This window comes from Gemmatimonadota bacterium (assembly GCA_016714015.1).
Lineage (GTDB): Bacteria > Gemmatimonadota > Gemmatimonadetes > Gemmatimonadales > Gemmatimonadaceae > Pseudogemmatithrix.
Genome location: JADJNZ010000005.1, coordinates 260,779 through 286,009 on the forward strand (window position 1 = coordinate 260,779; position 25,231 = coordinate 286,009).

Sequence of the window (25,231 nt, forward strand, 5' to 3'; positions counted from 1 at the left end):
GACGCGGCGTATGCTACGGAGAGGATCCGCGCCCATGACCATCCCCGCTCCCGCCTCGCTCGCCGAGACGCTCCAGCTCGTCGTCGGCTGGCGCCGTCACCTGCACGCCAATCCCGAGCTCTCGTTCCACGAGAACGCGACCTCGGCGTTCGTCGAGCGCACACTGCGCGAGATGGGCGGCCTCGAGGTCTCCAAGCCCACGCCGACGAGCGTCGTCGCGCGGCTCCTCACCGGCCGTCCCGGCCCGGTGCTCGCGTTGCGCGCCGACATGGATGCGCTCCCCATCACGGAGGAGACGCGGCTCGAGTTCGCGTCGACCAACGCCGGCGTCATGCATGCCTGCGGCCACGACGGCCACACCGCCATGCTGCTGGGTGCGGTCCGTGAGCTCCTCGCGCGGCGCGACGCATTGGTGGGTGAGGTCCGGTTCCTCTTCCAGCACGCGGAGGAGGTCTTTCCCGGCGGAGCGGAGGAGATGGTGCAGCGCGGCGCGATGGATGGCGTGACGCGGGTGATCGGGGCGCATCTCTGGGCGCCGCTCGCGGTGGGGACGGTGGGCGTGCCGAGCGGCGCGGTGAGTGCCGCTCCCGACACCTTCTGGATCACCATCCGCGGCAAGGGCGGACACGCCGCCATGCCGCATCTCACCGTCGATCCCGTCGCGGTCGCCGCCCAGGTGGTGGTGAACCTCCAGCACCTCGTCGCGCGCGGCGTCGATCCGCTCGACAGCGCGGTGGTGAGCGTGACGCAGTTCCACTCCGGCACCGCGCACAACGTCATCCCCGAGGTCGCCGAGCTCAACGGCACCGTGCGAACCCTCGACACGCAGGTACGGACCGAGATCGCCGCGCGGATGGAGCGTGTGATCCGTGGCGTCACCGAGGCGCATGGGGCGACCTACGAGTTCACCTACGAGCGCGGGTATCGGCCGGTGGTGAACGACGCGACGGTCACGGCGGAGCTCGCGCAGGTCGTCGCGGACACCTGCGGCGCCGATGCGCTCGTGCCGATGCGCCCCGTGATGGTGGGCGAGGACTTCTCCGCGTTCCAGCAGAAGGCGCCGGGGACCTTCTTCTTCGTGGGGGCGGCGCGCCCGATCGACGGCGCGGTGCATCCGCACCACCATCCCAAGTTCGACGTGGACGAGCGGGCGTTCGCGACCGGCGTGCGGGTGTTCGTCGAGGCCGCGACGCGTTATTGCGCGCCGCGCTGAGTCAGGGGCGATTCACTCGGCGACGTAGCGCCAGGGCGCGTCCGGTGACGCGCGATGCCAGATGGTGAAGAACGGGATCCGGGGCTTCGCCTGCCCGGCCGGCGCCGCCCCGTTGGGCGTGATGTAGCCGAAGGTGATCCCCAGGTCGCCGCTCGACGCGACGAGCGCCCGCTCGGGCCACCAATCCACGGGGCTCCTCGCCTCGGTGGAGCCGTCCGAGACAAGTGCGGCGATCGCCGTGTTGCCGACCGTGAAGCCCGCCGTGGCCGGGCCGCCCAGGTTGATCGCGCGCGGGTCGCCGAAGGTCTCGAAGCCTGCCTGGAGTCCGATGATCTGCGACTCGCGCGCGAAGGCGCGCTCGGCGAAGAGGAGCGAGGCGCGGTGGCGCTCCACCACCGCGGCATCGGTGACCGGTGGCACCAGCGCCGCAGGACGCACCGTCGGCCGCGCCGTCGAGTCGATCGCGCCGGCCGCGCGACGGATGCGTCGGTAGGCCATCATCCGCCAGCCGCGCGCGTCCTTCACCCAGTAGGCGAGGTACTTGCCCGCCACCGCCGTGCCGTCCGACCGTCGCGCGGTGCTGTAGCCGTAGGTGAAGCCGTGCAACCCGTCCGCGGAGAGGCCACCGCCGATCGGCGACCACTTCACCGTCGCGCGGCCCTCGAGGGTGTCGCGCATCCACTCGGCACGGACAGCGACCAGTCCCTCGACCAGGCCGCGTCCCGGCATCGGGACGGTGACCTCGGGGGCCATCGCGCCCGTCACCTCGCCGAGGAAGCCGAAGGTGCGGTCGGCGTTCATCAGTTCGGCGAGCGCCGCGTCGGGCGTGCGGGGCTGTGCGGCCGCGACGAGGAGGACCCCCGCGAGCGGCAGGCATCGGAGCAGTACAGCACGGAATCCCAGTCTCGTTCCCACTTCTTCCTCCAGGTGAACGGCCGGCCACACGCGACGCAGTCCTTCACGGGAAGCTCGGACTTCTTCCGCATCTTCGCCATGCGGGGCCGGTCAGAGCAGGGTGAGCGCACGGGGCGGCGCACCGCCATCGGATCGGATCGCCGCAGCGCGCACGCGGATGGCCGCCCGCTCGTCCGCATCGATCCGCTCGATGTTCCGTACCTGCAAGGCCATCCGTTGGTTGCCTCGCAGGGTGGGTTCGTGCCGCATGAGGAAGTCCCAGTAGAGCGTCGTGAACGGACAGGCATCCTCGCCGACCGACTTCGCCGGGTCGAACCGGCACCGGGAGCAGTGGTCGCTCATCCGCTGGATGTACTTCCCCGTGGCGGCGTACGGCTTGGAGGCCATCACCCCGCCATCGCCGTACTGCGACATGCCCAGCGTGTTGGGGAGCTCCACCCACTCCACCGCGTCGACGTAGACCGCGAGGTACCACTCGTGCACGCGCGCGGGGTGCACGCCGAGCAGCATCGCATAGAGCCCGGTGACCATGAGGCGCTGGATGTGGTGCGCGTAGCCGAGCCGCAGGGTCTGGCCGACCGCGTCGCGGAGGCAGGCCATCTCGGTGTCGCCGTCCCAGTAGAATCGCGGCAGCGCCTCCTGCGCGTCGAGCGCATTGCGCTCGAGGTACCCCGGCATGAAGCGCCAGTAGATCCCGCGGACGTACTCGCGCCAGCCGAGGACCTGGCGGATGAACCCTTCGGCGGCGGCGAGCGGCACGCGCCCGTCGCGGTATGCCGACTCGGTCGCGGCGATGACCGCGCGCGGGTCGAGCAGCTTGAGGTTCATCGCCGCAGCGAGCCGCGAGTGGAAGAGCCAGGGCTCGTCGTGCCACATCGCGTCCTGGTACTCGCCGAATCGCGGGAGGCGGTGCACGACGAAATCGTCGAGCGCGCGCGTGGCTTCCACCGGTGTCACCGGCCAGTCGAACGCGGCGAGGTCGCCTGGGTGCGAGGCGAATCGCGCCTGCACGAGTGCGAGCACGTCGCGCGTGAGCGCATCGGGCGGGAAGGCGACCGGGGCCGCGTGCGGTGGCGGGCCACCCTTGCCGAACGCGCCGCGGTTCTCGGCGTCGTAGTTCCACTCGCCCCCTTCGGGCGCCCCGCGGGCGTCGAGCAGGATGCCGTGCTTCCGCCTGATTTCGCGGTAGAAGTACTCGAGACGCAACTGCTTGCGTCCGGACGCGTGCGCGTCGAACTCCGCGCGCGTCGAGAGGAAGTGCCGGTCGGTGCGGACCTCGAGGAGGAGTCCGGCGCCCTGCGCGACGGCAGCCAGCGCCTGCTGCACGCGCCAGTCCCCCGCCTCGGTCACGATGAGTGATCCCGGGCGATGCGTCGCGATCGCCCGCGCGAGCTCACCGGCGAGCGTGCCCACGTTGTCCGGGTCGTCGAGTGCCGTGTAGAGGACCGTCCGTCCCAGCGCGCGCTGCGCGTCGCGGAAGTGGCGCATCGCCGCGAGGAAGAGCGCGATGCGCGGCTTGGACGACCAGACGTGCGTCGATTCCTCCGCGACCTCGGCCATCCACAGCGCATCGCGCGCCGGGTCGAAGCCGTCGAGCGCGCTCGAGGCGGGATCGAGCTGGTCCCCGAGGACGAGGACGAGGTGGCGGCGTGCGGACGGCGCGGCGTGCGGCATGGAGCCTCAACGCCGCGACGGCCGTGCCGGTTCTCAGCCCGCGGCGCCCTCGGCGGCGGGGTCGGTCGCCATCGCGGGGCGCGGACCGCCCGCGAGGCCGCGCGCCACGCGGCGCTCCGCCTCGCGGTGCAGGAGCCAGACGGTGAGCGCGGCGGCGACGGTCGAGGCTGCGACCGAGACGTACCAGAGCGTCTGCAGCTGGAACCCCGACTGCGTCGAGAGCCAGAAGGCAGGGATGGCGAAGAGCACCAACCGCACCGAGCTGGAGATGACCGACGGGACGGTGTTCCCCATCGCCTGGAACATGCCGCTGCAGGTGAACACGATCCCCGAGGCGACGAAGTTCCACGAGATGGTGCGCAGGAAGACCACCGCGACGTCGACGACCGCCGGATCCTTCGCGAAGATCCCGATGAGCCACTCCGGTCGCCAGTGCGCGAAGAGCGTCGCGCCGACCATGAGCGCGCTTCCGATCTTGACCGCACTGAAGAAGGTCTCTCGCGCGCGGTCGAAGTTCCCCGCGGCGAAGTTCTGTCCGGCGATCGGTGCCGCCGAGAAGGCGACGGCCATGACCGGCAGGAAGATCGCCTGCATCATGCGCGATCCGACGCCGAAGCCGGCCTGCGCGGCCGCGCCGAAGTCGCGCACGATGTAGTAGTTGATGCCCATCGAGAGGAAGATCAGCGCGAACTCGCCGCCCGCCGGCACTCCGATGCGCAGCAGGCGCATCCACGTGGGGAAGTGCGGCCGCCACAGCGTCGCGTCGAACCCGACGAAGTGCTCGAGCTTGACGAAGTAGACCATCAGCACGACGACAGCGAACGCGACCGAGATGGTACTCGCGAGCGCCGCGCCGGCGACGCCCATCGGCCGGCCCGTGCCCCAGCCGGCGATGAGGACCGGCGCGAGGACGGCGTTGAGCAACACGGTGAGGACCTGCACGATCATCGTCGGCTTGGCGATGCCGGTGCCGCGCAGCGCCGACCCGATCGAGATGATGGCGAACTGCAGGCCGAGCGCGGGCAGGAACCAGACGAGGTACTCGGTCCCTGCTTGCAGTGTCGCCTCGTCAGCGGCGAGGGTGCGCAGGTAGTCGTCGGCGAAGGCCAGACCGCCGAGGTACACGAGCACGCCGGCGATCGCCGCGAGCAGAAGGCTCTGGTTGAAGACGAGATTGCCGTCTGTCCGATCCTTGCGGCCCGCGGCGTGGGAGACGAGGACCATCGTGCCCACGCCGAGCACCTGCGTGGCGGCCATCACGATGAACTGGATGTTGCCCGCCGCGCTCACGCCCGCGAGCGCGGCATCGCCGAGTCGCCCGACGAAGTAGAGGTCGACGAGGTAGTAGAGCGTCTGGAACACCATCCCCACGGCCATCGGGATGGCCATGCGCACGATGTGCTTCGGGATGGAGCCCTCTGTCAGGTCATGCATCGATCGCTCGGGCGGCGGAGAAGGCGAGCTCGGCGAGATCGCGCGCGTGGTCGCGCAGGTCCCGAGGCCAGGGCATCGACAGGAGGAGGAAGCGGTCACGGTCATGCGCGAAGAGGGCGCGGGTGGCCTCCTCGAAATCCGGCTGGTCGCCGAGCATCTGCGACGCGAATCGATAGGCGACGTCCTGCGCCCGACGCAGCCGATCGCGTCCCGCATTCGTGGCGCGCGCCTGGTCGACGAGGCGGCGGAGCGCGGCAGAGGCGCCGCCGGGTTGCTCGCCGAGCCAGTCCCAGTGGCGCTTGAGCAGCGTCACCTCCCGGCCGATCACCCCGAGGCGCGGGCGCCCCGGGCCGCGCGGGCCATCGTCCTCGTCGGCGGCGCTCGCCGCGGCATCGATCGCCTCCTGCTGCGCGCGTGCGCGTGCGACGACGGTCGTCGTGTTCCCGCGAAGGTCGAGCTCCACCGGCTGGCTCGTCTCGAGATCGAACACGAACGGCGCGTGCGCGTCCTCGCGCGCGAGGAACTCCTTGATGGCGCGCGCGACGGTGGGGAGATCCCCTTGGGCGACGCGCTTGGCGCCGGCGAACGCGATGACGGGGCGTGGCATGGGGGTGCAATTACATCCGGGTGAAATCGAAAGTCAATATCACCCGGGCGATATCACCACCCGCGTTCAAACCAGACCGAGCTTCTTCAGGCGGGCGACCGTCGACGTGTCGCGCGAGAACCACCGTGCCGCGAGCACCCCGCCAAGGAACCCGCCGAGGTGCGCCTGCCACGAGATGCCCGGTGCCCCAGGGAGGACACCCCAGACCAGTCCGCCCCAGAGCACGGTGGTCCCGAGGCTCAGCAGGATGCTCCCGAAGCTGCGTGCCCACCATCCGGCGAAGATCAGGAACCCGAGGAAGCCGAAGATCACGCCGCTCGCGCCGACGTGCACCGAGCGCGGTGCCCCGAGCAGCCACGCGACGAGCCCGGCCCCCACCATCGCACAGATCGCGACGAGGCCGAAGTGGCGCGGGTCGCGCAGCATCACGAGCCAGCCGAGCACGAGGAGCGAGGCGGTGTTGGCGGTGAGGTGCGCGAGGTCGGCGTGCAGGAACGGCGCGGCGAGGATGCCCCAGAGTCCGTCGGTGGTACGCGGGACGATCCCGAAGTGCAGCAGCGCGCCACCGAGGACGGTATCGACGGCGAAGACGGCCCAGAGCGACGCGACCGACACGCCGAGGATCCAGGCGTGGACGCGCAACGTGCGGACGACGCTGACGGGGCGGGGGGTGACGAGCATCGATCGGCCCTCGGGAGGGAGACGCGCGCGACGCGCGTGGGACCTATGTTGGGGACGCGCGACGCATCGCAACGCCAACGCCGCGGAGGCGACCCCATGCAAGCTGACGATCTACGGGCAGTGATGGTACGGGACCTACGCGCGCTGGCGCGTGAAGTTGCGGCCTACCCGGACGACGAGGCGCCCTGGCGTCCGGTCCCGGGCATCGCGAACGGCGGCGGGACGCTCGCGCGCCACCTCGCGGGCAACATCCGGCACTTCGTCGGTGCGGTCCTCGGCGGCAGCGCGTACGTGCGCGACCGGGACGCGGAGTTCGGTGCGCGCGGCCTGACGCGCGCCGAGCTCGCGGCGGAGATCACCGAGGCGATCGCCGAACTCGAGCGCGTGATGCCGTTGCTGACGGCGGACCGGATGGCGGCGGAGTTCCCGGTCGAGGTGGGCGGCCACCGCTACGTGACGGCGCGGTGGCTGACGCATCTCGCCTCGCACCTGGGGTACCATCTCGGGCAGGTGGACTATCACCGGCGCATGGTCGCCCCGGCGAGCGGGACGGTGGGGACGATGAGCTTGACGGAGCTCTGAGGCGGGGACCGGGGTCCGGCCGCCGAAACAGCGGCGAGGAGCGGAGCGTATTCACTCCACCTTCACTCCGGACCCATGGCCGCTCCGAGCTTCCGCTTCGACGACCCGCCGCTCGCCCACGCGTCGCACTCCCCCATCACCGCCGCGATCGATGGCGAGCGCGACCGGCTCGCGCGCGCGACGGCACGCGGCATCGGCATGCCGATGGCGGGATTCGTGTACTGGCTCGCCGTGGCCGCACTCCTGCGCGCCCTGCCGATCGGGCCGGCCCTCTTCTGGACGTACGTCTCCACCGGCGCGGTCTTCCCGCTCGGGGTCGCGCTCACGCGCGCCTTCGGCGGCGACCTCTTCGCCAAGAGCGAGACGCTCACGCCGCTCGGCCTGCTGCTGAATGCGACGCAGTTCTTCTTCTGGCCGGTGATCATCCTCCTCGGGCGCGTCGCGCCGCTCTGGGTGCCGTTCGCGATGGCGACGCTCTTCGGTTCGCACTTCCTCGGCTACGCCTGGCTCTATCGCAGCCGCGGATACGCGGTCCTCTCGATCGGCGTGAGCGTGCTCCTCACCACGGCGGTGCTGGTGGCGCGCGATCCTCTCTACCTGACAGTCCCGCTGCTCGCCGCCGCCGTGTACGCGGTCGCGATCGCCGTCCTCTGGCAGGAGCGGCATCGACCGGCGAAGTTGCGCCATGCGCATCTCCCTTGACGAGGCCTTCGCCGCGATCTCCGACCACTGGGCGCCGGTCGTCGTCGCCGAGTTGAACGGGCAGCAGGTGAAGGCCGTGAAGTTCCGCGGTCCTTTCCATTGGCACCAGCACGCGAACGAGGACGAGATGTTCCTCGTGCATCGCGGACGGTTCCGCATGGAGTTCCGCGACCGCAGCGTGGAGCTCGCGGCGGGCGAGTTCCTCGTCGTGCCGCGCGGCACCGAGCACCGACCGGTCGCGGACGAGGAGGTCGAAGTGGTGCTGTTCGAACCCGCGACGACCGTCCGCACGGGGGACTGAGGCGATGCGCGCGCATCATCTGCTCGCGCTGGTGCCGCTCGCTGCCTTGCTCGGCGCGCCCTTCGTCGCCAACCGCGTCGAGCCTCGGATCCTCGGTCTTCCCTTCCTCCTCGCCTGGTGCGTGGGGGCGGTGCTCCTCACCTCGGCGACGATGGCGGTCATCCATCGGCTCGATCGCGATGCGCACGCGGCCGAGGAGTCGGCGCCGACCGACACGGGCGGCGCGGCATGATCGCCCTCTGGCTGATCGGTGCGTCGTTCGCGCTGGCGATCGGGCTCGGACTGTACGCGCGGCGCGGCCGCACGATGAAGCTCGAGGAGTGGAGCGTCGGGGGCCGCCGCTTCGGCACCCTCTTCGTCTTCCTGCTGATGGCGGGCGAGATCTACACCACCTTCACGCTGCTCGGCGGCAGCGGGTGGGCGTACGGGAAGGGCGCGCCGGCGTTCTACATCATCTGCTACGGGACCGTCTCGTACGTGATGGCGTACTGGATGCTCCCGCCCATCTGGCGCTACGCGAGCGAGCATCGCCTGCTCTCGCAAGCCGACTTCTGGGCGCGGAAGTACGAGAGCCGCGGCCTCGGGCTGCTCGTCGCGCTCGTGGGCGTCGTCGCGCTCATCCCGTACCTCGTGCTGCAGCTCAAGGGTCTGGGGCTCATCGTCAGCGAGGCCTCGTACGGTCGGGTGGATGCGACGACGGCCATCTGGCTCGGGACCGTGGCGCTCGTCACCTACGTGAGCGCGAGCGGGATCCATGGGAGCGCCCTCACTGCGCTCGCCAAGGACGTGATGATCCTCGTGGTCGTGGTGGCGCTCGGCCTCTACCTGCCGTGGAAGCTGTTCGGCGGCATCGGCCCGATGTTCGCGCGCATCGAGGCCGAACGGCCGGGGTTCCTCACGCTGTCGGCGCGCGGGCAGAGCCCGAGCTGGTTCGCGAGCACGGTGCTGCTGTCGGCGCTCGGCCTCTATCTCTGGCCGCAGAACTTCGCGTCGATCTTCACCGCGAAGGGGCCGGGGGCCCTGCGGCGCAACTCGATCCTCATGCCGCTCTACCAGCTGGTGCTGCTCTTCGTCTTCTTCACGGGCTTCGCGGCGCTGCTGGTGGTGCCAGGGCTCGAGGGTCCGGATGTGGACCTCGCCCTGCTGCGGTTGGTGCGGGCGGAGTTGCCGCCGTGGGTCGTGGGGACGGTCGGGGCCGCCGGCGTGCTGACCGCGCTCGTTCCGGGCTCGATGATCCTCATGGCGGCCTCGACGACGATGGCGAACACGGGATATCGCGCGCTGCGGCCGGCGGCGGACGATGCGGCGATCGCGCGCGTGGCGAAGTGGTGCGTGCCGGTGGTCGCCGCGGTCGCGCTCTGGTTCACGTTGCGCGGGGGCGCGACGATCGTGGCGCTGCTGCTGATGGGCTATGCGTTCGTGACCCAGCTCTTCCCGTCGCTGTTGCTCGCGCTCATGGGGCCGCGATGGCGCGTGCCGGCGGTGGCGGCCGGGGCGGGGATCGTCGCCGGGGTGGCGACGGTGGTGGTGCAGACGGCGAGCGGCATGACACTGGCGCGGGTCGCGCCGGGACTGCCCGGGGCGCTGCTGGACCTCAACGTCGGGGTCGTCGCCCTCCTGCTCAACGTCGCGGTGACGGGCGCGGTCGCGATGCTCGCGCGCCCGTCCTCGCGATGAGGCCTCACTTCTTGTCGCGCGAGACCGAGTAGACGTACGCCGCGACGGCCTTGACCTGATCGTCGTTGAGGTTCATCGGGCCGCCGCGCGGGTTCATCGGGAAGCGGCGCGCCTGGTCCTTCAGCGCGGTCCGCGGCACGCCGGTGGTGATGGTCGCGACGATCTCCTCGTACTTGCCGGTGCTGTGGAGCCACGGGCCGGCGACGAGGCTCGGGCCGTTCTGCCCGCCGACGCCCTTCTGTCCGTGGCAGCGCTGGCACCCACCGCTGTGGAAGATCGAGTCGCCCATCGCGATGCTCGCCGGCGTGACGCCGGCCGGCATGACGGGACCGCTCGGCTGGGCGGCGGCGGCGGAGCTCGAGGCCTTGGCGCAGGCGGCGAGGGAGAGGGTCACAACGGCAGCGAGAAGGAACGACCGACGCATCGAGCAGGCCTCAGCGGTTGGGAGTCGGAGGAGATACGCCGCGGAACCCGCGGACGTTGCGCCCACCAAACTGGCACGCAGGGACGCGGCTGGCGAGTCTCCGCCGGCCGCGCCCCTGCGTCCCTCCCTGGTCCGACGGCCGTTCAGCGGTGCGCGTGGGTCTTCGCGCGCGGTCGGCGCTGCATCGACGGCGGCGTGCTCTGGCCGGTGGACCGGCCGACGCCGTGGATCTCCCCGTCGATCGAGAACTGGCGCACGAGTCCGAGCATCACGGCCGACTGGCCGCTCAGCTCCTCGGCCGCGGCGGCCGATTCCTCGGCGTTCGCCGCGGTGGACTGCGTGATCTGGTTCACCCGCGAGATCGCCGTGGCCACCTCGCTGACGGCGACCGTCTGCTCGGCGGTCGCGGCGGCGATCCCCTCCACGGCCTCGCTGACCTCCTCCACACGCTGGGCGATCGTGTCGAGCTGGGCGCGGACCTGGGTATTGAGCGTGACGCCGCGCGACGAGCTCTCGAGCGAACGCTCGATGAGCACCGCCGTCTGCTGCGCCGACTCCTTGCTGCGGAGGGCCAGGGCGCGGACCTCCTCGGCGACGACCGCGAAGCCGCGACCCGCATCGCCCGCACGAGCGGCCTCGACCGCGGCATTGAGCGCGAGCAGGTTCGTCTGGAAGGCGATCTCCTCGATCGACTTCAGGATGCGCGCCGTCGCGTCGGCGGACTGGCGGATCTCGCTGATCGCGCCCGAGAGCTCCTCCATGCGCGCGACGCCGGTGCGCGTGTCGCCGCGCGTACGCTCCATCGCCGTCCGGGCATGCTCGGCGTGGGTCGCGTTGGTGCGCGTGCGCTCGTCGAGTTCGTGCAACCCGGAGGCCGCGCGCTCGAGCTCGGTGGCCTGGGTCGAACTGCCGTCGGCGAGGTGCTGGCCGCCCGAGGCGACCTGCGCCGAGGCCGCCGAGACCTGCTCGGCCGCGCTCTCCACTTCGCGGAGTGCGTCGGCGAGGTGCGAGATGGCGAGGTTCACGGCGGCGTTGAGCTCGCGGAACTCCCCGACCCCCTCGGCCATGATGCGCACGGAGAGGTCCCGGTCGGCGACGCGCTGGAGGACCCGCGAGGTCTCCTGGAGCGGCTCGGCGACGGCGACGAGGGTCGCGTTGAGCCCCTCGGCGAGCGTGCGGTAGCTGCCGGCGAACTGCTGCGGATCGACCCGATGCTCGAGGCGGCCGTCCCGGGCCGCCGCGACGAGGCCGCTCGCCGCATCGACGAGCGCGTGGAGCGTGAGGCGCGACCGTTCCGCGGACTGCGCGGTCTCGATGACCGCATCCTGCACATGATCGAGCGCATCGGCGAGCTCGCCCGCCTGGTTGCGCGCCGCGGCGGCGATCTCCCGCTTCTGGATGCGGATCGGCGTGTCGAGACGACCCTCGGCCAGTGCGATCACGGCGTCACGCACGGCGGGGATCTGCCGGTGCTGCACGTCGCCCATCCACTCGAGGACGCGGGCGATCATGGCCGTGAGTTGGGCCGCGGTCCAGCGCGCGAGCCCGATGCACAGGAGGATGATCACCGGGATGCCGACGAGGAAGAGGAGGCGGAGGCTCGTGTACGAGGCCGTCGCCGCGGCGTATTCCTCGCCGGCGACGCGCACCTGCAGGTCGATGAGCGCGGTGACGTCGGAGGAGACGGGGTCGATCGCCGGGTAGAGCTCATGCTCGGCGAACGCCGAGAGCCCGCCGGCGTCGCGGGTGTCGAGCAGGACGAGCGCCCGGTCGATCGCCCGGTTCGCCGTCTCCGTCGTGAGGGTCGCCTTCGCGAGGAGTCCCTTCTCCTCGTCCGTCAGCCACGTGGACGAGTACACCTTCATCGCGCTGTCGATCGTCGTACGCGCCTTGCGGATGGTATTGGCGCCGTCCTCGTAGGTCACCGTTCCGGCGCGGACCTTGTGGACGTTGTCCACGATCGCGACGGCGTAGGCATCGGCGACGACCTTGAGTTGCTGGAGCGGGACCACGCGATCGGCGTAGATGGTCGCGGCGCGGGCCTGGATGCCGGCCATCGAGGTGAGGGTCACGATGCCGATCGCGGCGATCATCGCGATGAGGACACCGAATGCGAGCGAGACGCGCGTGCTGACCTTGAGGTGCTGGAGCATGGTCTTTCCGGAGATCAGGTTCACCGACGGCGGAGCGGGAGTACGGTGCAGCGCCTCAACTCGCGCGACCGTGCGCAACAGATTCGCAGGGGAGCGGCGAAAAGAGAAACGACACTGTCACGGAATCACACTGCTAGTCTGGCACGCAGTGAGACCCACAGCCTGGCCCAACCGGCGGTCGCACCACCGGTGAACGGGTTTCCCTGATTGTCGGTCCGCCCTGCCCGAACCTTGAGAGGACCGCGCCGGCGGCGCGGCGGCGCCCGCCCGGGGGATCGGGGTCAGGGGAGCAGGCGGAGCCGCTCCACGGTGCCGGTCAGCGAGTCGCCGCCGAGGTCGAGGAAGAGCTGCCCCTCGGTCACCGTGAGGGAGAAGGCCATGCGGCGCTCGAGGCGAGCGGCGAGCTCGCCGAGCAGTGCCCGGTCCATGGCGAAGACCTCGATGGACTCGGCGCGGTGGATCCGCTGCCCCTCGTAGCCGAGGAAGAGGAGGCGCGGCTCCTTGTGCGTGTAGAGGGCGACGCGAGGGCTGGCCTTGGAGGCCTTGTGGAGACGCGCGGCGTCGGGTGCCCCGACCTCGATCCAGCTGCGCCAGGCGCCGGTCAGGTCCTTCACGAGCAGCGGCGGGTCCTCGGGGTCGGAGATGCCCCCCTTGGAGAAGGCGATGCCGTCCACGTACTCGAGGCAGTACGCGAGCACGCGCGTGAGGAGATACTCCTCGCTCTCGGATGGATGGCAGGCCGCCTTGATCGCGATCTGTTCATAGACGCCGCGGTCGACGTCATTGAGCGCGACGTCGAACGTATAGAGGGTGGCCGTGAGTGCCATCGCGGAAAGGTAGCGCGGCCTCGTGGGTCCGACCCAGTGCGGCCCGGAGCGAGCCGGGGCGCGAATGCAAGGGCGAAGTCGTGTCGTCGGCGCAACATCTGAGGCCCGGGACCGAGTATCTTTCGAGTCCACTCACGCGGGCAGCTGATGATCCAGGGATTCGAGTTCAACGACGCCGGGCGCACCTATACGTGCACGGTGGAGGAGCGGAAGGGCGCGGGCGAGTCGTGGTGGTGGTTCGCCGTGTCGGGCGACGGGCAGCGCTACGCGCCTTTCGTGGCCGCGAAGAGCGACACCCGCTCGTCGGTGCAGGAGCGCGTCGTCGCCTTCTATCTGAATCGCCTCTTCCAGCTGACGCAGCCGACGCGTCGCGGCTCGCACTGGGGCAAGCGCCCCGACCCGAAGCCGGCCGCGCCGGCGGCGGAGCTCCCGCCCTCGTAGTCCCCGGTCAGTGGATGGATCCGGCGCGCTCGCTCCCTCCCGGGGGCGAGCGCGCTGGACTTTCCGGCTGTCGGCGGGAGATTCCTCGGGGAACCCTTCCCGAGTGCCCATGTCCCGCCACATCGCGCCCCGTCGCCGGATCGCCGCTCCGGTCCTCTCCGCGCTCGTCGTCCTCGCGGCCGCCGGGGCCGTTGCGCCGCTGGTCGCGCCCCTGGTCGCGCAGGCGCCGCTCCCGGCCAATGCGATCCACGGTCCGCGGTGGCGCCACATCGGTCCCTTCAGGGCCGGCCGCACCAAGAGCGCCGTTGGCGTGGCGCAGCAGCCGAACGTCTTCTACATGGCGCCCACCAACGGCGGCGTCTGGAAGACGAACGACTACGGGCGCACCTGGAACCCGATCTTCGACGCGATGGCGAGCGGGTCGATCGGTGCGGTGGAGGTGGCGCCCTCCGACCCGAACGTCATCTACGTCGGCAGCGGCGAAGGGCTCCAGCGGCCCGACCTCTCGACAGGCGACGGGCTCTACCGCTCGAACGACGCGGGGAAGACCTGGGAGCACCTCGGCCTCCGCGACGGGCAGCAGATCCCGCGCATCGCGATCGACCCGACCAATCCCGACCGCATCCTCGTCGCGGTGCTCGGGCATCCCTACGGCCCCAACTCCGAGCGCGGCATCTACCGGTCGGTGAACGGCGGGCGCTCGTTCGAGAAGGTCCTCTACAAGGACGAGAACACAGGCGGTGCCGACGTGCTCTTCGCCCCGAACGACCCGAACACCGTCTACGCGGTGCTCTGGGAGGCGCGGCAGGGCCCGTGGGAGAACGCGGCGTGGAGCGGCCCTAACTCGGGGCTGTTCAAGAGCACCGACGGCGGCACGACCTGGACGCAGCTCGCCGGCGGCCTCCCGACCACGGCGGAGGGACTCGGCCGCATCGGCATCGGGATCAGCCCGAGCGATCCGCGCCGCATCTACATCACGGCGACGGCGGGCGCGAAGGGTGGCATCTACCGGAGCGACGACGCCGGGGCGAGTTGGGTGCGCACCACGGCGGACAGCCGCTTCTTCGGTCGCGGGGACGACTTCGCGTCGATCACGGTGGACCCGCGCGACGCGAACACGCTGTACACGATGAATGTCGTCTCTTGGAAGAGCACCGACGGCGGCTATACGTGGAAGAGCCTGCGCGGCGCGCCGGGCGGCGACGACTACCAGCGGCTCTGGATCAACCCGAACCATCCGGGGATCATGCTCCTCGTCGCCGACCAGGGGGCGGTGGTGACGGTGAACGGCGGCGAGACCTGGAGTTCGTGGTACAACCAGGGCACGGCGCAGTTCTATCACGTCACGGCGGACAACGACTGGCCGTACCACGTGTGCGGCGGCCAGCAGGAGTCGGGCTCCGCCTGCGTGCGGAGCCGGGGCAACGACGGCAGCATCACGTATCGTGATTGGCGGCCGGTGGCCGGGAGCGAGTACAGCTACGTCGCGCCGGATCCGCTCGACCCCAACATCCTCTATGGCGGGACGGTCGTGCGGTTCGATCGCCGCACGGGACAGGCGCAGAACGTGAGTCCCAACGCGGGACGCGGGCGCGGCGCAGCGGGGGCCGGCCCCGACTACTTCCGCGGCATCCGCACGATGCCGATCCTCTTCTCGCCGATCAACCCGCGCAAGCTCTACTACGGCACCAACGTCGTGTGGGAGACGGTGAACGGCGGCAAGACCTGGAAGCGGTTGAGCGACGACCTCTCGCGCGAGACATGGGAGGTGCCGGCGAGCGTGGGCAAGTACCGCGACACGCCCGCCGCGAGACCCACGCGCCGCGGCGTGGTGTACACCATCGCGCCGAGCCCGGTGGACTCGAACACGATCTGGGCGGGGACCGATGACGGGTTGATCCACGTCACGCGCAACGGCGGTCGCACCTGGACGAACGTCACGCCGCCGCAACTCGCGCCCTGGTGGAAGGTCTCCATCATGGACGCGTCGCACTTCGACGCGAACACGGCGTATGCGGCGGTGAACACCTTCCGGCTCGACGACCTGCGCCCGCACCTGTTTCGCACGCGCGATGGCGGCCGCACCTGGACCGAGATCGTCACCGGCATGGCGACCGATGCGCCGACGAACACGATCAAGGAGGACCCGAAGCGGCGCGGGCTGCTCTTCGCCGGCACCGAGAACCTCACCTGGTTCTCCACCGACGACGGCGACCACTGGCAGCCGCTCCGGCTCAACATGCCGGCGATCTCCATCCGCGACCTCATCATCAAGGACGACGACCTCGTCGTCGGCACGCACGGGCGCGGGTTCTGGATCCTCGACGACATCAGCGCACTGCGGCAGTGGGATGCGGCGAGCGCGTCGGCGGCGTTCACGCTCTTCAAGCCGGCCACGGCGACGCGCGTGCGGTACTCGATGTACACCGACACCCCGATCCCGCCGGACGAACCGCGCGCCGAGAACCCGCCTGACGGCGCGGTGATCGACTACCACCTGTCGCGCGATGCGCAGCGGGTGACGCTCGAGATCGTCGATGCGGCGGGGCGCGTGCTCCGCACGTTCTCGAGCGAGGATCCGACGCCCGCGCCTGCCGACGCGGGCAACGCGCCGTGGTACTGGTTCCGCCCCGCGGCGGCCCCGTCGAAGCGGGCGGGCATCCAGCGGTTCGTGTGGGACCTGCACTACGCCCGGCCGACGACCGACTGTTCGCTCCCGATCTCGGCGACGCCCTTCAACACGAAGTGCGAACCCGAGGGTCCGTGGGTGATGCCGGGGACGTACACGGCGCGGCTCACCGTGGACGGTGCGGTGCAGACGAAGACCTTCACGGTGCGGATGGACCCGCGCGTGCGCACGCCGATGGCCGCGCTCAAGCAGCAGCACGACCTCTCGGTCGCGCTCTACGACGCGATGCTCGAGGGCCGGGCGCTGGCGGAGTCGCTGCGGGCGAAGGGCGAGCAGGCGCTCGCGACGGAGGTCGAGCGGGCGGCGGCGTCGCACTCCGCCGTGATCGACGCGCTGCAGGATGCGGATGCGGTGCCGACCGATGCGATGGTCGCGGCGGCGACCGAGCGGCTGGCGGCGTGGCGCGCGCTCAAGGCTAGGGCCGGGCGTTCCTGAGCTGGAACCGGGCGGCGGCGGGGAGGATCATGCCATTCACGTCGAAGAGCGCGAGCGACCCGCCGCCCCACATGAAGATGCCCGGCACGACGATCGCCTCGGGATACCACCAGACGACGCCGATGCCGTGCCCATTGGGCGTGGCGTCCACCGCGGCGATCACGTCGCGGAGGAAGGTGGCCTGGCCGTCGGCGGTCCGCGGCCACGCCCAGGGCGACGGGAGGGCACCCGACGGCACCCAGTCGTCGCGCCACGGATAGGACGTCTCGACGACCATGATGTCCTTGCCGTAGCGGTTCGCCGTCGCGGTGAGGTTGTCGCGCAGCTGCTGGATGGTGCCGTGCCACCACGGGTAGTAGCTGAGTCCGATGAGGTCGAACGGGACGTTCTGCGCCTGCACGAGATCGTAGAACCACTGCGTCCCGCCGATGCTCGCGCCCCCCGAGTAGTGGATCATGACGCGCACCGAGTCGGCGGCGGTGGTCGCGGTGCGCACGCCGCGGACGCCGGCACGCACCAGGCGCCCGAAGTCGGCGAACGAAGTGGAATCGCTGTCCCCCGCGCCACCGATGCGACCCACGGGCCACAGCAGGCCCGCGTCGATCTCGTTCCCGACCTGCACGATGCGTGGAACGACGCCTTCGACGCGGAGCGTGTCCATCACCTGCTTCGTGTAGCGCTCGACCTGCGCCTCGAGCGAATCGATGCCGAGCCCGGCCCACGCGGCCGGCGTGACCTGGTGCGCGGGATCGGCCCAGGTGTCGGAGTAATGGAAGTCGAGCAGGAGTTGCGCGCCGCTCGCCTGCACGCGCTTCGCGAGGGCGATGGTGTAGGACAGGTCGTTGACCTGCACCTCGTCGCCATTGGGCGAGAGGAAGAGGCGCAGCCGGAAGAGGTTCGCGCCGTGGAGCCGCAGGGCCGCGATCGCATTCGAGACGCCGGCTGACGTGCGGTAGGTCGCGCCAGCCTGCTCGAGCCGCGTGAGTGCGGAGATGTCGCCGCCGAGCAGGAGGGGCGGCAGCACGGGCCCCGGGCCGATCGGGCCGCCGTTGTCCGGGCCGTCGGCGCTGCAGGCGGTGGTGCAGACGGTGGCGATGACGAGCGCGAGGGAGGCGATGCGCACGGTCACGCGAGAAGGCCAGCCCCTCACCGGGTCTCCAGCGCGCGCTTCCGTTCGGGCGTGTAGTGCCACCACGGATGCGGCGGCGCGCCTTCCATGAACCGCACCGCCGAGATGAAGCAGTCGATGAGGCATGGATCCTGTCGCACGCCGGCGCAGGCGTTGCTCTCGGCATACAACTCGTACGGATCGCGGCCGACGAGTTGGCGCGGCTCGTGGATCCCGATCGCCCGCAGGTCGCCGGCGATCGACTTCCCGATGTTGGGGATCTGCTCGAGGGTGCGCGCCTGGGCGGCGGTCTTGGCCTTCATGATCGCAGGATAGGCCGGGTCGCGATGCGGCGCCAGCGTGCGCGTTCGTCTAGCCGCGCTCCCGCATGGGGGCTACCATAGGGTGCCGCCGCACGTCTCCTCCCGAACGCCGTTCCCGACCCCCCATCCTGACCGCACGTACGAGCCCCACCCCGCTCACGATCGTGAACGTCGGCTACCGCTCCACCAACTTCTGGGTGGTGAGCGCCGGGCGGTCGCGCCTGCTGGTGGACCTCGGCTGGCCCGGCATGATCGACGAACTGACGCACGCCCTGCAGCGCGCCGACATCCCGCTCGCCGAGGTCCGGCACGGCTTCGCGACGCACTATCACATCGATCATGCCGGTGCGGCGCAGGACCTGAAGGAGCGCGGGATGTCGCTCGTGGTCTGGGAGCCGCAGGTCGCCGCGATCGCGGCGATGAAGCGGCACATCAAGCCGGCGGACCACTACGCGGAGATCATGCCGGCGGGGAATGTCGTGAAGCGGTGCGAGGAGTCGCGGGCATGGCTCGCGACGCTCGGGATCGCGGGCGAGGTGGTGCCGACCCCTGGCCATTCGGACGACAGCGTGTCGTTGGTGCTCGACTCGGGCGAGTGCTTCACGGGCGACCTCACGCGGGAGTCGATGATCGGCGAGGAGGATCCCGCCGTGGTCGCGGCGAGCTGGGCGCGGTTGCGCGCCCTCGGGGCACGCACGGTGCACGGCGGCCACGGCCGCGTGTACGCCCTGCCACCGCCACCGTGAGGACCACGATCTCCGTGTCCCCCGTCGCCCCCACCCTTCCCGCGATCCCCACGATGCGCCCACTCGCCCTGCTCCTCGCCGTCCTCTCGGTCTCGGTCCCCGCGCTCGATGCGCTGCTCGCACAGACGCCCGTCGCCCCCGCCGCGAACACGCTCTCACTGCGAACGGCGCGCACGCACCGATTCACCGCGACCGAGGGGACCTGGCTCTCGCTCGACGTCTCGCCCGACGGACGGACGATCGTCTTCGATCTCCTGGGTGACCTCTACTCGCTGCCGATCGAGGGAGGGAAGGCGACGCGGCTCACGAGCGGGATGGCGTACGACGTGCAGCCGCGCTTCTCCCCGGACGGCAAGCGCATCGTCTACGTCTCGGACCGTAGCGGCGGGGACAACGTCTGGATCATGTCGCTCGACGGGAAGGACACGCTCCAGGTGACGAAGGGGAACAACAACCTGTACGTCTCGCCGGAATGGACGCCGGACGGCCAGTACGTCGTCGCGTCGCGGTCGGGCGGACTCGGCGGCGCGGCGAAGCTCTGGATGTACCATGTGGACGGCGGCAACGGCGTCGCGCTGTCGGCGACCCCCGCGCCGCCGGCGGCGCTCAAGATGATGGGTGCGGCGTACGGGAAGGATCCGCGCTACCTCTGGTTCGCCGCGCGCACCGGCGACTGGCAGTACAACGCGCTCGGACCGCAGTACCAGATCTACACCTGGGATCGCGAGAACGGCCGCACGGCACAGATGACGACGCGGTTCGGATCGGCGTTCCGTCCCGCGCTCTCGCCGGACGGCAAGTACCTCGTCTACGCGACGCGATTCGAGACGCAGACCGGGCTCCGCCTGCGTGACCTGTCGACCAACGACGAGAAGTGGCTGGCGTTCCCGGTGCAGCGCGACGAGACCGAGTCGCGCGCGCCGATGGATGCGTATCCCGGATACTCGTTCACGCCGGATTCGCGCGCGGTGGTGGTGTCGTACGGCGGCGGCATCTGGCGTGTGCCGGTCGATGGGGCGGCGCCGGCGCGCATCCCGTTCGAGGCCGAGGTCGCGCTGGAGATGGGGCCGGAGGTGAAGTTCGCGTATCGCGTGGACACCTCGGCGTCCTTCACGGCGCGTCAGGTGCGTGACCTCGCGCCGTCGCCGGATGGCACCAAGCTCGCGTTCTCTTCAGTCGGGAGGATCTACGTGATGGATCTCCCGAATGGTGCGCCGCGCCGCGTGAGCACGGCGACCGTGGGGGAGTTCATCCCGGCCTGGTCGCCCGACTCGAGGAGTCTGGCCTGGGTCACGTGGAGCGATGCGCAGGGCGGCACGCTGGTGAAGGCGACGCTCGATGCGCGGCGCGGCTGGGTGACGACGACGCTGGCGAGCGGCGCGCACTTCTCCGATCCGGCCTGGTCGCCCGCCGGGGATCGCATCGTCGTGACGCGTGCGGCCGCGCGCGAGATGCAGGAGGCGGGTGGCGCCTTCAACGGTCCGGTGGCGGCGGAGTTCGTGTGGGTGCCCGCCGCGGGCGGAGCGGCGACGACGATCATGCCGACCGGAGGGTTGTCGACGCCGCATTTCACGATGGACCGCGAGCGCATCTACGCCTACGGCCGCGGCGAGGGGCTCGCCTCGTTCCGGTGGGACGGGACCGATCTCAAGACGCATCTGCGCGTGACGGGGCCACTCCCGCCGGGCGCGGGCGGCGGTCTGACGCTCGATGCCGGACTCGACGCGCAGGCGGCGCGGATGAGCGGCGGCCGCTTCGCGCGTCCGCTCGCCGTGCGTGACCCCGCGCCGTACGACGTGCGCGCCAACGCCGCGATGCCGGCGCATCTCGACGAGGGCGATGGGGAGATGGAGAACAATCCCACGCCGCCGTCGGCGGGTTTGATCCTCATCTCGCCACGCGGCGATCTCGCGCTGGCCGCGGTCGGCATGGACTTCTATGTGGTGACCATCCCGCAGGCCGGCGCCACCGCCCCGACCGTGAGCGTGGCTGCGCCGGCGAACGCGATGGTGCCGGTGCGGAAGCTGAACGAGGTGGGCGGCGAGTTCCCCGCCTGGAGCGGCGACGGGCGGCGCATCATGTGGGGGCTCGGCAACGCGGTCTGGACCTACGACCTCGATCGCGCGAAGACCGTCGAGGATTCGCTCAAGGCCGACGGACGGCGCGTGGCGCTGCTCCGCGCGGATTCGACGAAGAAGGACAGCCTCGCGCGCGCCGACTCGATCGCGAAGGCCGACACGACGAAGAAGGAGAAGCCCGGCTACAGGCCGGCGGAGCAGCGGATCGCGGTCACCGTGGGGCGCGACAAGCCCCAGGGGGTGGTCGTGTTCCGCGGGGCGAAGGCGATCACGATGCGCGGGCACGAGATCATCGAGAACGCCGACATCGTGGTGCGCGACGAGCGGATCGTCGCCATCGGTCCGCGTGGCAGCGTGACGGTGCCGGCGGGGGCGCGGATCATCGACGTCTCGGGGAAGATCGTGATGCCGGGGATGGTGGACACGCACTATCACCCGCAGTGGCTCACCCCGGGCGTGCACAACACGCAGACCTGGCAGTACCTCACGACGCTCGCGTACGGCACGACCACCACGCGCGACCCGCAGACCGCGACGACCGACTTCCTGACGTACGGCGACCGCGTGGCGATGGGCGAAATGGTGGGGCCGCGCATCTACACGACCGGTCCGGGCGTGTTCGCGGGCGAGGCCGTCCGCGACCTCGAGCATGCACGGCAGGTCATGAAGCGCTACGCGACCTACTACGACACGAAGACGCTGAAGATGTACATGAGCGGGAACCGTCAGCAGCGGCAGTGGATCATCCAGGCGGCGCGCGAACTGGGGATCATGCCGACCACCGAAGGCGGTCTCGACCAGAAGCTCAACATGACGCACGGGATCGACGGCTACCCTGGCATCGAGCACACGTTGCCCATCACGCCGAAGTTCGCCGACGTCTTCGAGTGGTATCGGGCGACGGGGACCTACAACTCGCCGACCCTCATCGTCGAGTACGGCGGCCCCTTCGGTGAGGGGTGGTTCTACCAGTCGGAGGATCTGGCGAACGATGCGAAGCTGCGCCGCTTCACGCACCCGATCGACCTGGCGGGGAAGATCCGTCGGCGCGGCAACGGCAACGCCCCCGGACCTGCCGGGTTCGCGCTCCGCGAGGAGTACGCGATGTGGCAGCACGCCGCGGATGTCGCTCGCACGGTGGCGGCGGGCGGTCGCATCGGCGTCGGGTCGCACGGGCAACTGCAGGGACTCGGCATGCACTGGGAGCTCTGGCTGCTCCAGAGCGGCGGCCTCTCGACGCACGACGCGCTCCGCTCGGCGACGATCGTCGGGGCCGAGGCCATCGGGCTCGCGACCGACCTCGGCTCGCTCGAGGTGGGGAAGCTGGCCGACCTCATCGTGCTCGATCGGGATCCGCTGGAGAACATCCGGAACTCGAACAGCGTGGGGATGGTGATGGTCGGTGGGCGGCTGTACGACGGCAACACGCTCGACGAGGTGTGGCCGCGGCAGCGCGCCTTGCCGACGCAGCCGTGGGCGTACGTGGTGCCCACGGCGGGTGCCGGGCTCCCGTCCGCAGCACCGCGCACGCCGCGGTGACCGCGTGACCGACGTCGTCCGCCTCACGGCCGCCCTCGCCGACCGCTACCGCCTCGAGCGCGAACTCGGGGCGGGCGGCATGGCCACGGTCTACCTCGCGCACGACCTCCGTCATGAGCGGGAGGTCGCGATCAAGGTGCTGCATCCGGATCTCGGTGCGGCGCTCGGCGCCGAACGGTTCCTGAGCGAGATCAAGACGACGGCGAAGCTGAGCCACCCGCACATCCTGCCGCTGCTCGATTCGGGTGCGGCGGACGGCTTCCTCTTCTACGCGATGCCGCTCGTGACCGGCGAGACGTTGCGCGCGCGCCTCACCCGCGAGCGGCAATTGCCGATCGACGATGCATTGCGCATCGCGCGCGAGGTCGCCGACGCGCTGCACTCCGCGCACGCGCTCGGGATCGTGCACCGCGACATCAAGCCGGAGAACATCCTCCTGCAGGGCGGGCACGCGCTCGTCGCCGACTTCGGCATCGCGCTCGCGGTGCAGTCCGCCGGCGGGGCGCGGATGACGCAGACGGGCCTGAGCCTTGGCACGCCGCAGTACATGAGCCCCGAGCAAGCGATGGGGGAGCGCACGCTCGACGCGCGCGCCGACGTGTACGCGCTCGGGGCGGTGACGTACGAGATGCTCGCCGGTGACCCGCCGTTCACGGGATCGAGCGTGCAGGCGATCGTCGCGCGGTTGCTCGCCGAGCGGCCGACGCCGATCACGACGTTGCGCGACACGGTGCCGCCGGGGGTGGAGGCGGTGGTGCTGCGCGCGCTGGCCAAGCTGCCGGCCGACCGGCCGGCGACGGCGCAGGCCTTCGCCGATGCGCTGCAGGCCGCGGGCGCGGCCGGGTTCACGAATGCCGCGCGCGCGGCTGCGGTGCCGATGTCGCCGACCGTCTCGTGGCTCTCGAGTAACAGCGGCAAGGTCGCGTTCGGACTGCTGCTCGGAGTCGCGCTGCTCGAAGGCGTGGCGATCGTCGCGTCCAAGCGCGCCGCCGCGTCGGCGAGCCTTCCGGCGATGTACGACGCGGCGCTCCCGGACAGTGCCCCGCTCGCGACGCGCATCACGGTCTGGGCGACCGGGTTCGGCACGACGGGGATGAACATGTCCGTCGCGCCGGACGGGTCGTTCCTCGTCTATCGGGTCCAGCGCGGGGATTCGGCGCAGCTCTGGTACCGCAGTCTGGTGGACGCGAGTGCGCGGCCGATCCCCGGCACGAGTGGCGCGGCCCGGCCGCGCATCTCGCCCGACGGTAGACGGATCGCCTACATCGCCGGCGACCGCACCATGCTCGTGCCGGTGAGCGGAGGTGAGTCGCGCCGGCTCCTCGAGGGCGACGAACCCGTCACGCTCCAGTGGGTCTCGCCCACGCGCCTGTTCGCGATCACCGGTGGCGGCTTCAGCATGACCTGGCTGGATCCCGAAGTGGGGAAGACGGACGATCGGTCGCTCGGGCGCTCCGCGCGATGCGTCTTCGGCCAGTGGCTGGCGGCGGATGAGCGCCTGCTCTGCAGCTTCAACGAGACCGCCGTCGTCGTCGATCCGCGGACGGGCGCGTCGTGGGCGCTCCGGACGCGGGCGACGGATGGGTCGCCGGGGGCGCCAGTGTCCGGTGTCTCGTTCCAGCTCGTCGACCGCGAGCACATCATGTACGTCTCCCTCGACGGGGAGCTGCGCGCTGCTCGGTACGATGGAAAGTCGCACCTGCTCGGGCGTGCGGTGACGATGGCGACCGGCATCGATCGCGATGCGGTGGGCGCCGCCACGCTCGAGCTGACGCCGAGCGGACTGCTCGCCTTCGTGCCGGCCTCGGGGTCGCTCGATGCGCGGATGGTGACGCTCAGGGCCGGCGGCTCACCCGTGCCGCTCGATGTGGAGCGTGCCTCGTACCTCCGCTTCGACCTGAGCCGCGACGGTCGGCGGCTCGCGGCCGTGGTCGCGACACCCGAAGGGAACGAGCTGCGCGTGCACGACCTGCGGACGGGGCAACGGCAGGTCTGGCTGCGCGCGCAGAGCATCAAGTTCCCGCTCTGGAGCCCGGATGGCGAGCGACTGGTCGTCAACGTGCAGACCGCGGACGGGATCATGCTCCTCTCGGGATCGCCGATGTCCGCGACGGCGCCCGACACCCTGATGCGCGGTACGGAGCCAGGGGACGCGTACGACGCACTCGACTTCGCCGATGCCCGCACGCTCATCGCGCGCGACGCGCTCAGTTCGAACATCTATCGCATCGACGTCTCGAAGCGACCGGTGGCGATCGACACCCTGTTCAACGACGCGGTGTTCGCGACCGTCTCTCCGAACGGACGCCGGCTCGCCTGGCATCCGTCCTCGTCGAGCGGTCTCTTCGTGGGCGGCTATCCGGAGCGCACGGACAAGCTGCAGGTCGCGTCGATCGGCCTCGAGCCGCAGTGGCTCTCCGACACGGAGCTGGTCTATCGCTCGGGCGTCACCTGGTATCTGGCCCGCTTCGACGCGCGCACGGGCGAAATCACCGCGCCGCCGCGCCAGTGGGCCATCGACCCGCAGTTCCTCGACACGCCCGGATGGTCGAACCGGCGCACGCATGACGGTGGGATCCTCTATGCGCAGATCCTGCCGGTCGCTCCCGCCCGCTTCGTGCGCTTCATCCCGGACTTCGCGGCCCGCGTGCGCGCGGCGGTGCAGGAGGCGGAGCGGTAGTC

Annotated in this window: 22 protein-coding genes; 11 read left to right on the top strand and 11 right to left on the bottom strand. The window is 70.8% G+C overall.

All coding sequences use genetic code 11. The features are described 5' to 3' along the window. Window positions 1-34 precede the first annotated feature (34 nt). Window positions 35-1,213 carry an amidohydrolase gene (locus tag IPJ78_11500; protein MBK7907173.1) on the top strand — a complete coding sequence of 393 codons (1,179 nt, stop codon included), beginning with the start codon at window positions 35-37 and terminating at the stop codon, window positions 1,211-1,213. 12 nt (window positions 1,214-1,225) lie between these two features. On the opposite strand, the gene IPJ78_11505 is transcribed toward IPJ78_11500, so the two are convergent. The 6 genes from IPJ78_11505 to IPJ78_11530 form a co-directional block, all read right to left on the bottom strand. Continuing rightward, window positions 1,226-2,014, bottom strand: coding sequence for a hypothetical protein (locus IPJ78_11505; GenBank protein ID MBK7907174.1), 789 nt, complete (start codon window positions 2,012-2,014; stop codon window positions 1,226-1,228). Then, window positions 2,014-2,208, bottom strand: a complete 195-nt coding sequence (locus IPJ78_11510) for a DUF2256 domain-containing protein (GenBank protein ID MBK7907175.1) — start codon at window positions 2,206-2,208, stop codon at window positions 2,014-2,016. The genes IPJ78_11505 and IPJ78_11510 overlap by 1 nt, the downstream gene beginning before the upstream one ends. A 10-nt stretch (window positions 2,209-2,218) precedes the next feature. Further along, window positions 2,219-3,802, bottom strand: coding sequence for a cryptochrome/photolyase family protein (locus tag IPJ78_11515; GenBank protein MBK7907176.1), 1,584 nt, complete (start codon window positions 3,800-3,802; stop codon window positions 2,219-2,221). Between the two features lie 33 nt (window positions 3,803-3,835). Continuing rightward, window positions 3,836-5,236, bottom strand: a complete 1,401-nt coding sequence (locus tag IPJ78_11520) for an MATE family efflux transporter (protein ID MBK7907177.1) — start codon at window positions 5,234-5,236, stop codon at window positions 3,836-3,838. Beyond that, window positions 5,229-5,843 carry a DUF2239 family protein gene (locus IPJ78_11525; GenBank protein MBK7907178.1) on the bottom strand — a complete coding sequence of 205 codons (615 nt, stop codon included), beginning with the start codon at window positions 5,841-5,843 and terminating at the stop codon, window positions 5,229-5,231. The genes IPJ78_11520 and IPJ78_11525 overlap by 8 nt, the downstream gene beginning before the upstream one ends. A gap of 66 nt (window positions 5,844-5,909) precedes the next feature. After that, on the bottom strand, window positions 5,910-6,524 hold the full coding sequence (locus IPJ78_11530) for a rhomboid family intramembrane serine protease (protein MBK7907179.1): 615 nt from the start codon (window positions 6,522-6,524) through the stop codon (window positions 5,910-5,912). Window positions 6,525-6,620: 96 nt separating this feature from the next. Here IPJ78_11530 and IPJ78_11535 point away from each other — a divergent pair, with 96 nt between their 5' ends. The 5 genes from IPJ78_11535 to IPJ78_11555 all read left to right on the top strand — a co-directional run bounded on the left by IPJ78_11535 (window position 6,621) and on the right by IPJ78_11555 (window position 9,786). Continuing rightward, window positions 6,621-7,106, top strand: coding sequence for a DUF664 domain-containing protein (locus tag IPJ78_11535; GenBank protein ID MBK7907180.1), 486 nt, complete (start codon window positions 6,621-6,623; stop codon window positions 7,104-7,106). 75 nt (window positions 7,107-7,181) lie between these two features. Then, window positions 7,182-7,808: a hypothetical protein gene (locus tag IPJ78_11540; protein MBK7907181.1), complete on the top strand. Its 627-nt coding sequence runs from the start codon at window positions 7,182-7,184 to the stop codon at window positions 7,806-7,808. Then, a complete protein-coding gene (locus IPJ78_11545; GenBank protein ID MBK7907182.1) occupies window positions 7,792-8,109 on the top strand; it encodes a cupin domain-containing protein in 318 nt (105 codons plus the stop codon). Before IPJ78_11540 ends, IPJ78_11545 begins: the two co-directional genes overlap by 17 nt. A 4-nt stretch (window positions 8,110-8,113) precedes the next feature. Beyond that, window positions 8,114-8,341: a DUF3311 domain-containing protein gene (locus IPJ78_11550; GenBank protein MBK7907183.1), complete on the top strand. Its 228-nt coding sequence runs from the start codon at window positions 8,114-8,116 to the stop codon at window positions 8,339-8,341. Then, entirely contained in the window at window positions 8,338-9,786 is a 1,449-nt protein-coding gene (locus IPJ78_11555; GenBank protein ID MBK7907184.1) for a sodium:solute symporter, read from the top strand. The genes IPJ78_11550 and IPJ78_11555 overlap by 4 nt, the downstream gene beginning before the upstream one ends. 4 nt (window positions 9,787-9,790) lie before the next feature. Here IPJ78_11555 and IPJ78_11560 read toward each other — a convergent pair whose 3' ends face one another. The 3 genes from IPJ78_11560 to IPJ78_11570 all read right to left on the bottom strand — a co-directional run bounded on the left by IPJ78_11560 (window position 9,791) and on the right by IPJ78_11570 (window position 13,190). Next, entirely contained in the window at window positions 9,791-10,210 is a 420-nt protein-coding gene (locus tag IPJ78_11560; protein ID MBK7907185.1) for a c-type cytochrome, read from the bottom strand. A 143-nt stretch (window positions 10,211-10,353) separates the two neighbouring features. After that, a complete protein-coding gene (locus tag IPJ78_11565) occupies window positions 10,354-12,387 on the bottom strand; it encodes a methyl-accepting chemotaxis protein (protein MBK7907186.1) in 2,034 nt (677 codons plus the stop codon). 257 nt (window positions 12,388-12,644) lie between these two features. Continuing rightward, window positions 12,645-13,190, bottom strand: a complete 546-nt coding sequence (locus IPJ78_11570; GenBank protein MBK7907187.1) for a YaeQ family protein — start codon at window positions 13,188-13,190, stop codon at window positions 12,645-12,647. A gap of 147 nt (window positions 13,191-13,337) precedes the next feature. Here IPJ78_11570 and IPJ78_11575 point away from each other — a divergent pair, with 147 nt between their 5' ends. After that, a complete protein-coding gene (locus IPJ78_11575; protein ID MBK7907188.1) occupies window positions 13,338-13,631 on the top strand; it encodes a hypothetical protein in 294 nt (97 codons plus the stop codon). Between the two features lie 109 nt (window positions 13,632-13,740). Then, entirely contained in the window at window positions 13,741-16,755 is a 3,015-nt protein-coding gene (locus IPJ78_11580) for a glycoside hydrolase (protein MBK7907189.1), read from the top strand. On the opposite strand, the gene IPJ78_11585 is transcribed toward IPJ78_11580, so the two are convergent. Both IPJ78_11585 and IPJ78_11590 read right to left on the bottom strand, forming a co-directional pair. After that, the gene (locus IPJ78_11585) at window positions 16,736-17,884 is read right to left on the bottom strand and encodes a glycosyl hydrolase 53 family protein (protein MBK7907190.1); all 1,149 of its coding nucleotides are present in this window, start codon (window positions 17,882-17,884) and stop codon (window positions 16,736-16,738) included. The two genes, IPJ78_11580 and IPJ78_11585, sit on opposite strands and share 20 nt — an antisense overlap. 17 nt (window positions 17,885-17,901) lie before the next feature. Continuing rightward, a complete protein-coding gene (locus IPJ78_11590) occupies window positions 17,902-18,186 on the bottom strand; it encodes a helix-hairpin-helix domain-containing protein (GenBank protein ID MBK7907191.1) in 285 nt (94 codons plus the stop codon). 65 nt (window positions 18,187-18,251) lie between these two features. Here IPJ78_11590 and IPJ78_11595 point away from each other — a divergent pair, with 65 nt between their 5' ends. Genes IPJ78_11595 through IPJ78_11605 form a run of 3 tightly spaced genes read left to right on the top strand, consistent with a single transcriptional unit; the run spans window position 18,252 to window position 25,229 of the window. After that, window positions 18,252-18,932: an MBL fold metallo-hydrolase gene (locus tag IPJ78_11595; GenBank protein ID MBK7907192.1), complete on the top strand. Its 681-nt coding sequence runs from the start codon at window positions 18,252-18,254 to the stop codon at window positions 18,930-18,932. Window positions 18,933-18,985: 53 nt separating this feature from the next. Then, entirely contained in the window at window positions 18,986-22,549 is a 3,564-nt protein-coding gene (locus IPJ78_11600) for a PD40 domain-containing protein (GenBank protein MBK7907193.1), read from the top strand. Window positions 22,550-22,553: 4 nt separating this feature from the next. Next, window positions 22,554-25,229: a protein kinase gene (locus IPJ78_11605; GenBank protein ID MBK7907194.1), complete on the top strand. Its 2,676-nt coding sequence runs from the start codon at window positions 22,554-22,556 to the stop codon at window positions 25,227-25,229. Window positions 25,230-25,231 lie beyond the last annotated feature (2 nt).

Excerpts from the sequence above, each read along its gene's own strand:
- IPJ78_11500 (MBK7907173.1), top strand. The coding sequence starts at position 35 with ATGACCATCCCCGCTCCCGCCTCGCTCGCCGAGACGCTCCAGCTCGTC.
- IPJ78_11505 (MBK7907174.1), bottom strand. The coding sequence starts at position 2,014 with ATGAACGCCGACCGCACCTTCGGCTTCCTCGGCGAGGTGACGGGCGCG.
- IPJ78_11510 (MBK7907175.1), bottom strand. The coding sequence starts at position 2,208 with ATGGCGAAGATGCGGAAGAAGTCCGAGCTTCCCGTGAAGGACTGCGTC.
- IPJ78_11515 (MBK7907176.1), bottom strand. The coding sequence starts at position 3,802 with ATGCCGCACGCCGCGCCGTCCGCACGCCGCCACCTCGTCCTCGTCCTC.
- IPJ78_11520 (MBK7907177.1), bottom strand. The coding sequence starts at position 5,236 with ATGCATGACCTGACAGAGGGCTCCATCCCGAAGCACATCGTGCGCATG.
- IPJ78_11525 (MBK7907178.1), bottom strand. The coding sequence starts at position 5,843 with ATGCCACGCCCCGTCATCGCGTTCGCCGGCGCCAAGCGCGTCGCCCAA.
- IPJ78_11530 (MBK7907179.1), bottom strand. The coding sequence starts at position 6,524 with ATGCTCGTCACCCCCCGCCCCGTCAGCGTCGTCCGCACGTTGCGCGTC.
- IPJ78_11535 (MBK7907180.1), top strand. The coding sequence starts at position 6,621 with ATGCAAGCTGACGATCTACGGGCAGTGATGGTACGGGACCTACGCGCG.
- IPJ78_11540 (MBK7907181.1), top strand. The coding sequence starts at position 7,182 with ATGGCCGCTCCGAGCTTCCGCTTCGACGACCCGCCGCTCGCCCACGCG.
- IPJ78_11545 (MBK7907182.1), top strand. The coding sequence starts at position 7,792 with ATGCGCATCTCCCTTGACGAGGCCTTCGCCGCGATCTCCGACCACTGG.
- IPJ78_11550 (MBK7907183.1), top strand. The coding sequence starts at position 8,114 with ATGCGCGCGCATCATCTGCTCGCGCTGGTGCCGCTCGCTGCCTTGCTC.
- IPJ78_11555 (MBK7907184.1), top strand. The coding sequence starts at position 8,338 with ATGATCGCCCTCTGGCTGATCGGTGCGTCGTTCGCGCTGGCGATCGGG.
- IPJ78_11560 (MBK7907185.1), bottom strand. The coding sequence starts at position 10,210 with ATGCGTCGGTCGTTCCTTCTCGCTGCCGTTGTGACCCTCTCCCTCGCC.
- IPJ78_11570 (MBK7907187.1), bottom strand. The coding sequence starts at position 13,190 with ATGGCACTCACGGCCACCCTCTATACGTTCGACGTCGCGCTCAATGAC.
- IPJ78_11575 (MBK7907188.1), top strand. The coding sequence starts at position 13,338 with ATGATCCAGGGATTCGAGTTCAACGACGCCGGGCGCACCTATACGTGC.
- IPJ78_11580 (MBK7907189.1), top strand. The coding sequence starts at position 13,741 with ATGTCCCGCCACATCGCGCCCCGTCGCCGGATCGCCGCTCCGGTCCTC.
- IPJ78_11590 (MBK7907191.1), bottom strand. The coding sequence starts at position 18,186 with ATGAAGGCCAAGACCGCCGCCCAGGCGCGCACCCTCGAGCAGATCCCC.
- IPJ78_11595 (MBK7907192.1), top strand. The coding sequence starts at position 18,252 with ATGGGGGCTACCATAGGGTGCCGCCGCACGTCTCCTCCCGAACGCCGT.
- IPJ78_11600 (MBK7907193.1), top strand. The coding sequence starts at position 18,986 with ATGCGCCCACTCGCCCTGCTCCTCGCCGTCCTCTCGGTCTCGGTCCCC.